Below are 13,691 nucleotides of genomic sequence, written 5' to 3' on the forward strand. Positions count from 1 at the left end.
CAAATGAAAGAGTAAGAATTGGAGGATCATTATGCTTGAATTTGTCATTAAACGTACAGCGCAAATGCTCGTCGTCATTTTCTTAGCACTTACTGTCGTATTTTTCCTCATTAGACTTTCAGGCGACCCTACTGCCTTATTTCTACCACCAGATGCACCGAGAGAGCAGCTCGATAAATACCGCGAATTATTAGGTTTTGATCAGCCGCTGATTATTCAATATAAAGATTTTATGATCAATGCAGTGCAAGGGGATTTTGGAGATTCATTAAGAACGAGAGAGGATGCTCTTTCCGTCGTATTGGATCGGCTTCCTGCTACATTTCAATTGGCACTGTCTGCTTTAGTAGTATCGATTGTCATTGCTATACCGATCGGTGTGCTTTCTGCTTATAAACGAAATACCATTTTTGATCGCATCGGTGTTGCGTTGACAGTATTAGGACAAGCAGTACCAAGTTTTTGGCTAGGTTTAATCTTGATTTATTTTTTTGCAGCGACACTCAATATCCTCCCATCAGGAGGGGGAGGCTCGCCGCTTCATATGGTCTTGCCAACTTTGACCTTGGCAGCATACAGTGTTGCGAGATTCGCCCGTTTTACAAGATCAACGATGTTGGATGTATTGCGTAAAGATTATATTCGAACAGCGCGAGCTTCAGGTGTGCCAATGATAAAAGTGTTGTCAAAATATGCTTTAAAAAATTCACTTATTCCGATTATTACGTTAGTAGCCCTTGATTTAGGCGTGCTGCTGGGAGGCGCTGTAATTACCGAGGTCGTCTTCTCATGGCCTGGAATCGGAAGACTGCTGATGCAATCACTCTTAAATAGAGATTTTCCAATTGTGCTCGCCGGCGTGTTTTTAATCGCTGTCATATATTCAGTTATCAATTTCATCGCGGATCTTTTATATGCGTATGTAAATCCTCAAATTCGCGTGAAGTAGGGGGTTAGAGAATGTCAAATACCGTCATCGAGAAAGCAGCTCATCAAACAAAAACGAAGAAAAAACAGTCTGCATTCGCCTACTATGCTAAAAGTTTATGTAAAAGCGGAACTGGACTTCTTGGATTTATCATTATTTTGATCGTGTTGCTATGTGGAATTGCTGGGCATTGGATCGCCCCCTTCGACCCGCTTGCAACAGACTTTAGCAAAAAATTGCTGCCCCCAATGACAGCTGGGCATTTGTTAGGGACAGATCAATTAGGACGAGATATTTTATCTCGGTTGATTGCTGGGACGAAAATTTCTTTAATCATCGGTATCACTACTGTTATTTTCGCCGGGTTTATCGGCAGCATTGTTGGCATTATTTCTGGCTATTTTCGCGGTTGGATCGATACTGTCTTAATGAGAATTGTTGATGTGCAGTTAAGCTTTCCTTTTATTCTTCTTGTTTTGGTTATTAATGCGGTTATTGGAACAGGCTTAAAAAATATCATTATTTCGCTTGTGATCGGCGGCTGGGTTATTTTTGCGAGAGTCGTTCGCAGTGAAGTGCTTGCGCTTAGAGAGAAAGAATTTATTTTAGCTTGTGTTGCAACAGGAGTTCGGCGTTGGGAGATTATTGTGAAGCATATTTTGCCTAACTTATTTACGCCTATTATTATTTTGTCTTCTTTGCAAGTAGCAACCTTTATTATCGCTGAAGCGTCTGTAAGCTTTCTAGGATTTGGTGTGCAGCCTCCTCAGCCAGCATGGGGAAATATGTTGAATGAAGGGAAAGACTACATCTTCAATTCTTGGTGGCTCATCACATTTCCAGGTATAGCAATCGTGATCACTGCACTAGGAGTTAATTTATTTGGAGATTGGCTGCGCGATGTATTAGATCCTGAATTAAAAGGAAATTAAATGCGACTTCAGGGGGAGAGCTTATGAAAAAAATACTTGAAGTAAAGGATCTGAAAATTCAATTTAAAACGCCAAATGGCACGATTCAACCAGTGAACGGAACTAGTTTCCATGTAGTAGAAGGTGAAACACTTGGCATTGTTGGTGAATCCGGCTGTGGCAAGAGTGTCACTTCTCTTGCGGTAATGGGGCTGCTGCCAGTTCCGATTGGCTATGTTGCTGCAGGAGAAATTTTATTAGAGGGTAGAGATATTTCCCATTTGAAAGAAAAAGAGATGCGAAAATTAAGAGGTAATGATATTTCGATGATTTTTCAAGAGCCGATGACCTCCTTAAATCCTGTATTTACAATTGGGCAGCAGCTTAGTGAACCGCTGAAACAACATACAAAACTAAGCAAAAAAGAACGGAAAAAACGGATTGTTGAGATGCTGGAGCTTGTTGGAATCCCAAGAGCAAATGAAATAATAGATGACTACCCGCACCAATTGTCTGGAGGAATGAGGCAAAGAGTAATGATTTCTTTAGCAATGCTGTGCGAACCGAAGTTGTTGATTGCTGATGAGCCAACGACTGCGCTTGACGTAACCATTCAGGCACAAATTTTAGATTTAATGAAGAAGATAAAAGCAGATACGCAAATGGCGATGTTGCTCATTACGCATGATCTAGGGGTTGTAGCAGAAACGTGTGATCGTGTCATTGTCATGTATGCAGGGCAAATTGTAGAGGGAACCGATGTCCGAACGCTTTTTGATGACCCGAAGCATCCGTATACGAAGGGACTATTAGCATCTTTGCCGAAATCCAGCGAGCGAAAGCAGGATTTACATGCGATTAAAGGAAATGTGCCGAGGCCTGATGAGTTGCCGAAGGGGTGTGCTTTTTCTAATCGCTGCCCGCAATCGTTTGAAAAATGTTTCACGGAGAAACCGCCGCTCTTTAACATGGAAAAGCAATCATGCCGCTGTTGGTTGTATGAAACGGAAGAGAAAGAGGTGGCTGTGATTGGTAAATAACGCTGTACTAGAGGTAAAGCATTTAAAAAAATATTATGAAATCAACCAGGGCTGGTTTAAACCAAAAATTCAAGTAAAAGCCGTAGACGATATTAGCTTTACAGTGATGAAAGGGGAAACGTTTGGTCTAGTTGGCGAGAGCGGCTGTGGGAAATCAACGACAGGCAGGTCGATCTTACGGCTAAATCCAATTACAAACGGTCAAATTCTTTTTCATGGCAAGGATATAAGCAAGCTTTCTTATGAAGAGATGAGAAAATTGAGGCGTAAAATGCAAATGGTGTTTCAAGATCCTTACGCTTCTCTGAATCCGAAAAAAACGATACGGCAAATTTTAACAGAGCCTTTGCGAGTACATGGTCTTTATTCTAAACAGGAACGGGAGCAAAAGACAGTAGAAATGCTCGAAACGGTTGGTCTGTCTGCTTACCATCTTGATCGCTACCCGCACGAATTTTCTGGGGGGCAGCGGCAAAGGATAGGCATTGCACGTGCAGTTATTTTGCATCCAGAGTTGATTGTGACAGATGAGCCAGTTTCTGCGCTAGATGTTTCCGTACAATCGCAGGTGATCAATTTATTATTAAAGCTGCAAAAAGAATTTCAGCTTACTTATGTATTTATCTCACATGATTTAAGTGTTGTCGAACATGTAACAGATCGAGTTGCAGTCATGTATTTAGGAAAGATCGTTGAATTAGCAGAAACAGAAGCATTATTTGCTAATCCACTGCACCCTTATACGAAAGCATTGATTTCCGCTGTTCCTGCCAGCCATCCAGATGAAGAGAAGCAAAGAATCGTGTTAAAGGGGGATGTTCCAAGTCCGGCTAATCCTCCAAGCGGCTGTACCTTTCATCCAAGATGTTCCGCATGTATGGCAATTTGCAAAACGAAAAAGCCGCCTATCATTACTTTAGATAATGGCCATACTGTGGCCTGTCATTTATATGAGTAATTGATTTCACTGCTAGTATCTAAATGAAGAAGGGAAGGATTTCAAATGTTATTAGCCATTCCAAAAGAAGAAATTTTAGAGAGGCAAGAAAAATTCTATACCTATTTGCAGTCGAAGCAAGTGGATTGTGCAGTACTTTTTAGCGTTACAGATATTTTTTATTTAACTGGTTTCCACTTTTATCCTACAGAACGTCCGATTGCTTTTTTCATTGATGATAAACAGGGAACACACTTGTTTTTGCCTGCATTAGAGCATGAACATGCTGAAAGCTTTGCTTATGTGGATTATGTGCATTCTTATCCAGAATACCCGGGATTGCAGCATCCAATGGAATACCTGAAAAACGTGTTGCAGCGATTGCGATTCGCTGGGAAGAAAGTTGGCTATGATGCAATTGGCTATGGGTCTCCAATGGGATATAAAGGACCAATATTAAAAGATTTGCTTCAAGCTGAGTATATTTCAATTAGCGGTGTTATTCAAGAAATGCGGGCTGTGAAATCCTTTAATGAAATTGAGTTAATCAAAGAATCTTGCAGATGGGGGAATTTAGCCCATCGTTTATTGCAAAAATATTCAAAACAAGGCTTGAGTGAAATTGAGATTACAAGCAAAGCGACAACTGAAGCTACAATGGCGATGATTGAAACGCTTGGACCAGCTTATAAACCGCATGGAAGGACAGCATATGCGCTTTTTCGCGGCCAAATTGGAGAAATGTCTGCATTCCCGCATGCAGTTACTCAAAATCTTGTGCTGAAAAAAGGAGACACATTGGTAACAGGTGCGGCTGGCGAAGTTTGGGGCTATCATAGCGAGTTGGAAAGAACAATGTTTGTACAAGAAGCAAGCAAAGAGCAGGAGAAGTACTTCAATATCATGTATGAAGCACAAGAAGTTGCTTTTCAAGCAATTAAGCCTGGAGCTGCTTGTTCTGATGTCGAGCATGCTGTCCAAACTTATTTCAAGGATGCAGGTGTTTCGCATTTGGTTCAGCACCATACAGGCCATGCAATTGGCTTATTAGGACACGAAGCGCCGTTTTTTGATTTAGGAGATGAAACAATCATGGAGCCTGGAATGGTCTTTACCGTAGAACCCGGTATTTATGTGAGAGGATTAGGCGGATTTAGACATTCAGATACCGTACTTGTTACGGAGAAAGGCATGGAAATGTTGACTTACTATCCACGAGATTTGGCTTCACTAATCTGTCATTAATGTCTGGCCTTACCATCTAAAAAGTGAACGATAAAAAGAGAGGAAGCTATCTATGAGATTATCAATATCACAAGCAGAATTAAGAGAGCGTCAAACAACATTCTTTGAAAGATTGCAGGCAAAAGGGGCAGAATGTGCGGTGCTGTTTAGTGTAACAGATATTTTTTATTTGACAGGGTTTCATTTTCATCCGACAGAGCGTCCGATTGGATTTTTCATAGATCCTGAGCAAAAATCACATTTATTTGTCCCAGCATTAGAACATGAGCATGCTCAAAGCTTTGCTGCTATTGATTATGTTCACTCTTACCCAGAATATCCAGGGCTTCGCCATCCGATGGAATATTTAAAAGATGTTTTGGTGGACGCAGCTTTAGCAGGAAAAGCTGTTGGCTATGATTCCGATGGCTACGGTTCTGCGATGGGATATACCGGTCCTGCTTTAAGTGAAATATTGGCAGCTAAAACTTTTATCTCTTTACAAGGTCTCGTCGAGGAAATGCGATACGTAAAGTCACCTGCTGAAATAGAACTGATTAAAGAATCTTGCAGATGGGGAAACCTTGCTCACCGTCTGTTGCAAAAGTATTCAAAAGCAGGCTTAAGTGAAATTGAAATTACAAGTAAAGCGACAACCGAAGCAACGATCGCAATGATTGAAACGTTAGGTCCAGACTATAAACCACATGGAAGTCCAGCTAATGCTTTTTTTCGTGGACAAGTAGGGGAAATGTCTGCAATTCCTCACGCGGTAACACAAAACCTTGTACTAAAGCGAGGAGATAACTTAGTGACTGCTGCTTTATGTGATGTTTGGGGATATAAGAGTGAATTAGAGCGGACGATGTTTGTAGAAGAAGTGAGCACGGAGCAGGAAAAATATTTTCAGTTGATGGTTGAAGCCCAGGAAATCGCTTTTGCTCACATTAAACCAGGGAAAACTGTATCCGAAGTAGACAAAGCCGTTCGCCAATTTTTTAAAGAAAACAATGTCCAGCATCTTACACAGCACCATACCGGGCATTCAATTGGGTTATTGGATCATGAGGCGCCATTTTTTGATTTGGGAGACGAGACGATCATGGAACCAGGGATGGTCTTTACCGTAGAACCTGGTATTTATCTACGTGGACTTGGTGGCTTCCGTCATTCTGATACTGTGTTAGTAACAGAGGAAGGCATGGAATCATTAACGTATTATCCACGCGATCTAGCATCTTTGATTTGCTTCTGAGACAACTTGTTTCGATACGAAGCAATGAGAAGCTTTGTACCATCATTGTCAATGCAGCAAAGTGATAGACGCTAAAGATTCAAGAAATGTATCCCCTTCTTCATTTTGTTCATTTTCGTTGTAGATAGGCTGACAATAGATTATTCTAATAGAAAGTATAGTGATAGAGGTTTTAAAAAGGATGGATAAGTTCAAAAATTGCAGTGACTCTTTGAGAGGATATGGGATAACAAAAATCTGTTCTTTGAGTTTCCAATAGAACTTTTACGCGTTTTATAAAAGATACTTTTTAAATACTTTTATCATATTGAAAGGAAGAGGAGCATGACACAAGAACAGCGTTCATTTTTAGAAGCAAAGCTTTTAAAAGATTATCAGCTTGAATTAGATGATGAAGGCGTCAGCGGTGAGCGCCTTGCTTATCGGCTTGGCAAGATTGCAGAGATTGGGCTCACAAGTGAAGGCGGTTCTTATCGGATCGGTTTTTCAAAAGGAGAAAGGCAAGCAAAAGAGCTAATAAAAAGTTGGATGCGAGCTGCTGGTTTAAAGGTAACGGAAGATGGTGCTGGAAACGTTTTTGGAAGATTAGCTGGAAAACAAGCGCATTTGCCAGCAATTCTTTCTGGTTCACATGTTGATTCAGTACCAAATGGCGGGCATTTTGACGGTGTTTTAGGTGTTCTTACAGCACTTGAAGTCGTCGAAGCATGGAAGGAATCGAATTTTCAGCCGAAGAAACCTTTTGAAGTTGTTATCTTTACAGACGAAGAAGGATCCCGTTTTAATGGTGGGTTGACAGGCAGTGAAGGAATGATGGGCAACATAAAGCTGGAAGAAAGAAAACAACTAAAAGATCAGAATGGTCTTTCTTTCCAGGAGGTGTTAGAAGCAGATGGACTTAACATTGATGGGTATGTACAATCCCCTCGTCCATTAAATGAGCTTGAGATGTTTGTTGAAGTACATATTGAACAAGGGAAACAGCTTGAAAAAGCAGGCCTTCCTTGTGGGATTGTTACTGGAATTGCAGGTCCATGCTGGCTGGAAATTAAATTTTCTGGTGTTGCAGGTCATGCAGGGAATACACCGATGAATGATCGACAAGATGCATTAGTTGCTGCCAGTCAATTTGTATATGAAGTGAGCAAACTGCCAAAGCAAGTAAGCGAAACAGCAGTTGCCACCGTCGGAAAAATGTTTGTGCATCCTAATGGTGCTAACGTAATTCCTGGAGAGGTTCAATTATATGTTGATATAAGAGATATATTTGAAGAAACACGAAATCAACTTGTCGATTCAGTTATTTCATGCTTAAACGAAATAGCTGCCCAGTCGCAAGTGAAGGTGAAAGTGAAAGAATTACTTCGTGTAAGGCCTGTGCCAATTGCTAGTGAAATGCAAGAAAAGCTTAGTCATTCATTGCAAGCTCATGGAATAAAAGAAATGAGACTACCGAGTGGAGCAGGTCATGATGCGATGATTGTTGGGGAGAAGCTTCCTGTTGCCATGCTGTTCGTGCGCAGCAAAGACGGCATCAGCCATAATCCAAAGGAATGGACTTCTTTATCTGACTGTGTCCAAGCTGTTCATGTATTAAAACACTTTGTTGAACAGCTGCAGCAAAAATGAACATAAAGAAGACCCGAAGGCAAAATGCTTTTGGGTCTTTTACATGAGTCCCTCACCCCGAATTATAAGGGAGAGTCTAGGGTGTTCTAAAGGTGAGGGGCTGGAAGTAAAGTGGGAAGTGAATATTTTTCATTTCCCACTTTTTACAAGTAAATGGTTGTTTTAGGTCGACAAGATAAGAACGCTTCAATATTGAAGAAAAAGCGAAGGATCTTCTTCAAGAATGATGCATTCTGCACTTTTAAGCCTACAGATTTAGGTTAATTGCCACATGTTGTTGCGCTTTAAAAATGAGAAGTCTTTAATGTGTAATGAACAACCTAGCTGTAAGATGGTTCGTTGTTATTCTGGTTTTTTAATGGAAACGATTGGTACCGCTTTTAAAGAATCTTTTACTGGACACATTTTTTCTGCATGAGCAATCAGTGCCTGTATATTTTCTTCTGGCGAAGAGGAAGTAATATCAATGTGATAGCGAATTTCTTGATATCCTGGACGAACATCAGGATTCTTCCCTAAAAATCCATCTGTATCTAGATCTCCTTCCACATATGTTTGAACATCCTCAACAACAACTTTAAATTTTCGTGCAAACGTAACGATTACAACATTGATGCAGCCACCTAAAGCCGCTAGCAAGTATTCTACTGGGTTGGGACCTTGATCGGTTCCACCAAGAGAAGCCGGTTCATCTATTATTACTTCTTTCCCATTAATATCTGCAACAGATAAAACTTTGTTGCCAGACCATTTTACGTTTGTTGAAAATTTAACTTTGGCCATTATCTTCACCTCTACAATATGGTTGTGTACATTACACATGATAGAAACAGAATGATTTGTGAAGTAGTGAGCATGAATGTTTAAACAAAAATCATCCTATTTCTATCTTTAGTATACATGATAACGTCTCCATATGTCTATAAAATTATGAAAAACTAGTGACATATGGAGAAAAAGGTCGATTTTTATCCCACATCTAACTGGCAGTAAGCCCCACACTTAGTAAGAGGAATCGAAGAGATAACTGAAAGTCCGATTGGTTCGGGCCTACAGGATAAGGAAAGCTTCTTGAATCAGCATCGCACGAAGGAAAAAGCGGTTTCCTTTTTCTTTAGCTTGAGTTCCTTTGTAAAGGGGATGAGACGCCCTATTCATGGAAGCTTCACTTTATCAAAGCTTTCTAAAACAAATACTTGATAAGTGTCAACTGGATGGCATTCGCGGTAAAATGATGAATAGGAAAAGTTAGAGAGGAGGAAGAAGCGATATGAAAATAGTGATTGCCCCTGACTCATTTAAGGAAAGCTTAACGGCAAGAGAAGTAGCAGAAGCAATCGAAAAGGGATTAGCCTCTATTTTTCCAGAGGCAGAAATTGTAAAGATTCCGATGGCAGATGGTGGGGAAGGAACTGTTCAATCACTGGTAGATGCCACAAATGGCAAAATAATAGAAAAGACGGTAACAGGACCAATGGGAACTCCTGTAAACGCTTATTTTGGGTTGTTAGGGGATGGAAGAACTGCTGTAATAGAAATGGCGGCAGCATCAGGATTACAGTTAGTGCCTAAAGAGAAAAGAAATCCACTCTATACAACTACTTTTGGAACAGGTGAATTAATGACAGCAGCGCTTGAATTAGGGGCAAGTGAACTGATAATTGGCCTTGGCGGGAGCGCAACGAATGATGGCGGTGCTGGCATGGCGCAAGCATTGGGAGTCGTTTTTTTCGATCAATATGGAAAAACGCTTGACATGAATGGCGACAGTTTAATAAAAATTGCTAAGATAGATCATTCGCAACTTGATAGGCGTTTTCAAGATATTACGATAAAAGTTGCTTGTGATGTGAATAATCCATTAATAGGAGTACGAGGAGCAGCAGCTGTCTATAGTCCGCAAAAAGGAGCAACACCAGAAATCGCTAAAAAGCTTGATGTTCATCTGCAACATTATGCAAAGATGATAGAAGTATATGTAAAGAAAGATGTGCGGAACTTTCCAGGTGCTGGAGCAGCAGGTGGTCTTGCCGCAGGGTTGATGGCATTTTTTTCTCCAGTAATGATGCCGGGGATAGATATCGTGATAGAAGCAGCAAATGTAGAAATGTACTTAAAGGATGCTGCGTTCGTTGTAACTGGTGAGGGAAAGATGGACGGACAGACGCTGTACGGAAAAACACCAATAGGGATTGCAAGGCTTGCCCAAAAACATGATATTCCAGTGATCGGTATCACCGGATCAATCGGAGAAAATATCGATGTATTATTTGATTATGGGTTTGATGCAGTACTGTCAATCGTACCGGGTCCTGTTACTTTGGATAAGGCAATGGCCAATGCGGAAGACTATATCGTCCAAACGATGGCAAATGCTGCGAGATTAATGAAATTAAAGATATGAGGGGTATGGGATGATTGAAGACGTTCATTCATCCCATACGATTTTAACGTTAAGAAATCACTTTTGTGCAGTTATAGAGATGTTTTCTCTTAAGCTTGCTACAATCCGTTCTCTTTCCTCTTCAGAAACTTGATAATAATATGTGTTATTAATCATCGTATCTTCGCCTTTAATTTCTAATGTTTCGATAGGGAATTTTTTCCATTCTTTTGTATATAGTGCGAAGAAGGATTTCAATTCATCAAATGAAATATTGGTTTTAATATTATTTCCGATGATTTTATTAAAGTCTTGAATTTTAAAGATGGAGGACACATTTGTTGCTTTATCAACTAATGCAGAGAGTACTTGTCGCTGTCTCTCATTCCGTCCAAAGTCTCCCCGCGGATCTGTTTTTCGCATTCTTGAATAATGCAAAGCTCTTTCGCCATCGAGAGAGATTAAACCTTTATCGTAATGATGCGTTTTCTTCCCTAGCTCATCAGCCTGATCAAATGCAAACTTATTTTCGACTTCAATGCCGCCGACAGTATCAACTAATTCTCTGAATCCATTCATGTTAACTTGAACCACATAGTCAATAGGCTGTTCTATGAAATGTTCAACTGTTTTCTTTGCCATTTCGGTTCCACCATAAGCATAAGAATGGTTTATTTTATCTTTTATCCCTTTGCCGACTATTTCTGTTCGTGTATCGCGCGGAATATTGAACATAAGAATAGATTCATTTTTAGGGTTTACTGATACACATATAATGGAATCTGCTCTTCCCGGATCATTTGGCCGATCGCCAATGCCTAATAAGAGAAATAAAAGCGGATCACCTTTATCAATTACTTCTGTTTTCTCCTCATCCTCTGGAAAATCAATCTGCATCTCTTCCATATTTTTTTCGAGCGTTTTATATGTGTTAAATAAATACCCACCAGAAACAATAGCAAATAATGTGAATATTCCTAGTCCTATGTATAATAATTTCTTCATGTCGATCACCTTCCCTTTGTTGCAAAATCCCTCGCATCCATTCATAAGCATTCAAAAACAATGAAGGAGAACCTTCACATTCCGAATTATCTGTCAGTTAGTCAATGACCCAAGTGATTTATGCTGCATATATTATGTTGAAACGTTTCATGATGGTAATAATATGAAACTCTCTTCAAGTGATATAGAAGCATAATCATTGTAATAATAGATAATAAAAAAGAAATTGTCAATCTCGATTGTTTATCTTTTCCTATTGAAGCTAAATGATTACACCTCATTATTTTGTTATTTATTTTACATTTTATGCTGGATGAATTTGCCGAATTGGCGAATGGTAAGCAAACGCTCTATTATTAGTTTTCGGGTTTTATAGGACGTAGGTCATTAAAGCTTTGTTAGCAGATCGAACTGCTAGTTTCTAAAAAAATGAAGGTATGTTCTTTAGGAATTTATTTTAAAATCATATTTTTAAAAGTTTTTTAAGATCGAGGATATAAAAATAAATAAACTAGATTGTTGACGAAAATCAGTGAAAATTGGCGAATATATGAGAATGAAAATCAATTTTGTTTCATTTTCGAAGAATGTTTCCCTTGTCAAAAAAATGTGGTAGTAGTAAAATGTAATGCATCAACGAAATTAAGGAGGGAGTATAATGTCCTACGCAGTATCAGTTAAAAACTTACATGTCTCTTATTATGGAAATGAAGCGGTTAGAAATGTAAGTTTTACAATAGAAAAGAAAAATCTGGTTGGCATCATCGGACCAAATGGAGCGGGAAAATCAACACTATTAAAATCTCTTTTAGGACTAATCCCTAAAGATAAAGGTGAAGTTCAATTGTTAGGGAAGAACATACAAGAAGTTCGCAAACAAATTGCTTACGTTCCACAACGCAGCAACATTGATTGGGATTTTCCGATTACTGTGATTGATACTGTTCTACTTGGGACGTATCCAGCATTGGGTCTGCTGCGGCGTCCAAGGAAAAAAGAAAAGGAATGGGCATATGAGTGTTTGAAAAAAGTTGGGATGGAATCATTTAGTAAACGTCAAATTGGAGAATTATCAGGTGGACAGCAGCAGCGTGTTTTCATTGCAAGAGCACTTGCTCAGAAAGCAGAGATGTTTTTTCTAGATGAACCATTCGTAGGCATCGATGTAACGAGTGAAGAAATGATCGTTACATTGTTGAAAGAACTCCGCGATAAAGGCAAGACAGTCTTGGTCGTACATCACGATTTAAGTAAAGCAACTAGCTACTTTAATGAACTTATATTAATTAATAAGGAATTGGTCGGATGTGGTGCTGTTGAAGAAATATTCCGTCCAGAATTAATGACTAAAGCATATAAATCGCAATTCCCAATGTTTCAAGAAATAGGGGTGAGTGTCTAATGGAGTTTATTCAAGCTTTATTTGAATACACCTTTTTACAAAAAGCACTCTTTACTTCTGTTATGGTCGGGATTATTTGTGGAGTAATCGGATGTTTCATTATTCTTCGCGGCATGGCTTTAATGGGAGACGCTATTTCACACGCAGTGCTACCAGGTGTGGCAATTTCATATTTGCTCGGTATAAACTTCTTTATTGGAGCGGTTGTTACTGGAGTATTGACAGCGTTAGGAATTGGTTTTGTTAGTCAAAATAGCCGCATTAAAAATGATTCATCGATTGGAATTGTTTTTACCGCAGCGTTTGCGGTAGGAATTATTCTTATTTCTCAAGCGAAGAGCAGTACAGATTTAAATAATATTTTGTTTGGGAATGTGCTGGCCGTTCGTTCTTCTGATATGTGGACAACTCTAGGAATTGGAATCTTTGTTATTATGGCGGTATTTCTCTTTTATAAAGAATTGCTTGTTAGTTCGTTTGATCCAACTTTGTCAGCAGCATACGGCTTGCCAAATCAATTTATTCATTATTTCCTTATGACACTGCTCACGATGGTAACGGTAGCTTCTTTGCAAACAGTCGGTATTGTGCTTGTCGTAGCAATGTTAATAACACCGGCGGCTACAGCTTATTTGTTAACAGATCGATTATGGGTAATGATTTACCTTTCAGCGTCCTTTGGCGTCATCTCTGCTATTATTGGCTTATATTTTAGTTTTGTTTATAACTTAGCATCAGGAGCAGTAATTGTCCTTGTTGCGACTATACTATTTGGTTTAGCATTTTTATTCTCGCCTAAACAAGGAGTCTTATGGCGTTCATTGCGTACAAGAAAAAAAAGAGCTTCTCTTCAATCATAGAAGAACGAAAGAGGAGATCTGCTCAAATAGATATTTTGAGCAGCTTCTTCTTTATCCTTTAGGATTACTGAAGGATGAAGAAGGAGATGCCTCCTTATTAATCGCATTTAAAAGCGA

The 13,691-nt window shown here is 39.4% G+C and carries 12 protein-coding genes; 10 read left to right on the top strand and 2 right to left on the bottom strand.

The window, feature by feature from the left end:
- The first annotated feature begins 31 nt into the window (after positions 1–31).
- The 7 genes from J2S08_RS07515 to J2S08_RS07545 all read left to right on the top strand — a co-directional run bounded on the left by J2S08_RS07515 (position 32) and on the right by J2S08_RS07545 (position 7,924).
- Entirely contained in the window at positions 32–949 is a 918-nt protein-coding gene (locus J2S08_RS07515; protein ID WP_307228182.1) for an ABC transporter permease, read from the top strand.
- Positions 950–960: 11 nt separating this feature from the next.
- Positions 961–1,860, top strand: a complete 900-nt coding sequence (locus J2S08_RS07520) for an ABC transporter permease (protein WP_307228183.1) — start codon at positions 961–963, stop codon at positions 1,858–1,860.
- Between the two features lie 23 nt (positions 1,861–1,883).
- Positions 1,884–2,879 (top strand): ABC transporter ATP-binding protein, encoded by a 996-nt coding sequence (locus J2S08_RS07525; protein ID WP_307228184.1) that lies wholly within the window; start codon positions 1,884–1,886, stop codon positions 2,877–2,879.
- The gene (locus J2S08_RS07530; RefSeq protein ID WP_307228185.1) at positions 2,869–3,837 is read left to right on the top strand and encodes an ABC transporter ATP-binding protein; all 969 of its coding nucleotides are present in this window, start codon (positions 2,869–2,871) and stop codon (positions 3,835–3,837) included. Before J2S08_RS07525 ends, J2S08_RS07530 begins: the two co-directional genes overlap by 11 nt.
- 45 nt (positions 3,838–3,882) lie before the next feature.
- Positions 3,883–5,061: a M24 family metallopeptidase gene (locus tag J2S08_RS07535; protein WP_307228187.1), complete on the top strand. Its 1,179-nt coding sequence runs from the start codon at positions 3,883–3,885 to the stop codon at positions 5,059–5,061.
- A gap of 52 nt (positions 5,062–5,113) precedes the next feature.
- Positions 5,114–6,295: a M24 family metallopeptidase gene (locus tag J2S08_RS07540; protein WP_307228189.1), complete on the top strand. Its 1,182-nt coding sequence runs from the start codon at positions 5,114–5,116 to the stop codon at positions 6,293–6,295.
- Between the two features lie 324 nt (positions 6,296–6,619).
- Complete coding sequence (locus J2S08_RS07545; protein WP_307228191.1) at positions 6,620–7,924, top strand: M20 family metallo-hydrolase; 1,305 nt, start codon at positions 6,620–6,622, stop codon at positions 7,922–7,924.
- 342 nt (positions 7,925–8,266) lie between these two features.
- On the opposite strand, the gene J2S08_RS07550 is transcribed toward J2S08_RS07545, so the two are convergent.
- The gene (locus J2S08_RS07550) at positions 8,267–8,707 is read right to left on the bottom strand and encodes an OsmC family protein (RefSeq protein WP_307228193.1); all 441 of its coding nucleotides are present in this window, start codon (positions 8,705–8,707) and stop codon (positions 8,267–8,269) included.
- Positions 8,708–9,194: 487 nt separating this feature from the next.
- Between J2S08_RS07550 and J2S08_RS07555 the strand changes: the two genes are divergently transcribed.
- Complete coding sequence (locus J2S08_RS07555; RefSeq protein ID WP_307228195.1) at positions 9,195–10,328, top strand: glycerate kinase; 1,134 nt, start codon at positions 9,195–9,197, stop codon at positions 10,326–10,328.
- A gap of 57 nt (positions 10,329–10,385) precedes the next feature.
- Here J2S08_RS07555 and J2S08_RS07560 read toward each other — a convergent pair whose 3' ends face one another.
- A complete protein-coding gene (locus J2S08_RS07560) occupies positions 10,386–11,312 on the bottom strand; it encodes an LCP family glycopolymer transferase (RefSeq protein WP_307228197.1) in 927 nt (308 codons plus the stop codon).
- A gap of 658 nt (positions 11,313–11,970) precedes the next feature.
- On the opposite strand from J2S08_RS07560, the gene J2S08_RS07565 reads away from it, so the two are divergent.
- Positions 11,971–12,714, top strand: coding sequence for a metal ABC transporter ATP-binding protein (locus J2S08_RS07565; protein WP_307228199.1), 744 nt, complete (start codon positions 11,971–11,973; stop codon positions 12,712–12,714).
- Positions 12,714–13,574 (top strand): metal ABC transporter permease, encoded by an 861-nt coding sequence (locus tag J2S08_RS07570; RefSeq protein ID WP_307228201.1) that lies wholly within the window; start codon positions 12,714–12,716, stop codon positions 13,572–13,574. The genes J2S08_RS07565 and J2S08_RS07570 overlap by 1 nt, the downstream gene beginning before the upstream one ends.
- Positions 13,575–13,691: the final 117 nt, after the last annotated feature.

Source organism: Bacillus chungangensis, from assembly GCF_030812995.1.
Lineage (GTDB): Bacteria > Bacillota > Bacilli > Bacillales > Bacillaceae_C > Bacillus_CF > Bacillus_CF chungangensis.

Excerpts from the sequence above, each read along its gene's own strand:
- J2S08_RS07515 (WP_307228182.1), top strand. The coding sequence starts at position 32 with ATGCTTGAATTTGTCATTAAACGTACAGCGCAAATGCTCGTCGTCATT.
- J2S08_RS07520 (WP_307228183.1), top strand. The coding sequence starts at position 961 with ATGTCAAATACCGTCATCGAGAAAGCAGCTCATCAAACAAAAACGAAG.
- J2S08_RS07525 (WP_307228184.1), top strand. The coding sequence starts at position 1,884 with ATGAAAAAAATACTTGAAGTAAAGGATCTGAAAATTCAATTTAAAACG.
- J2S08_RS07535 (WP_307228187.1), top strand. The coding sequence starts at position 3,883 with ATGTTATTAGCCATTCCAAAAGAAGAAATTTTAGAGAGGCAAGAAAAA.
- J2S08_RS07540 (WP_307228189.1), top strand. The coding sequence starts at position 5,114 with ATGAGATTATCAATATCACAAGCAGAATTAAGAGAGCGTCAAACAACA.
- J2S08_RS07545 (WP_307228191.1), top strand. The coding sequence starts at position 6,620 with ATGACACAAGAACAGCGTTCATTTTTAGAAGCAAAGCTTTTAAAAGAT.
- J2S08_RS07550 (WP_307228193.1), bottom strand. The coding sequence starts at position 8,707 with ATGGCCAAAGTTAAATTTTCAACAAACGTAAAATGGTCTGGCAACAAA.
- J2S08_RS07555 (WP_307228195.1), top strand. The coding sequence starts at position 9,195 with ATGAAAATAGTGATTGCCCCTGACTCATTTAAGGAAAGCTTAACGGCA.
- J2S08_RS07560 (WP_307228197.1), bottom strand. The coding sequence starts at position 11,312 with ATGAAGAAATTATTATACATAGGACTAGGAATATTCACATTATTTGCT.
- J2S08_RS07565 (WP_307228199.1), top strand. The coding sequence starts at position 11,971 with ATGTCCTACGCAGTATCAGTTAAAAACTTACATGTCTCTTATTATGGA.
- J2S08_RS07570 (WP_307228201.1), top strand. The coding sequence starts at position 12,714 with ATGGAGTTTATTCAAGCTTTATTTGAATACACCTTTTTACAAAAAGCA.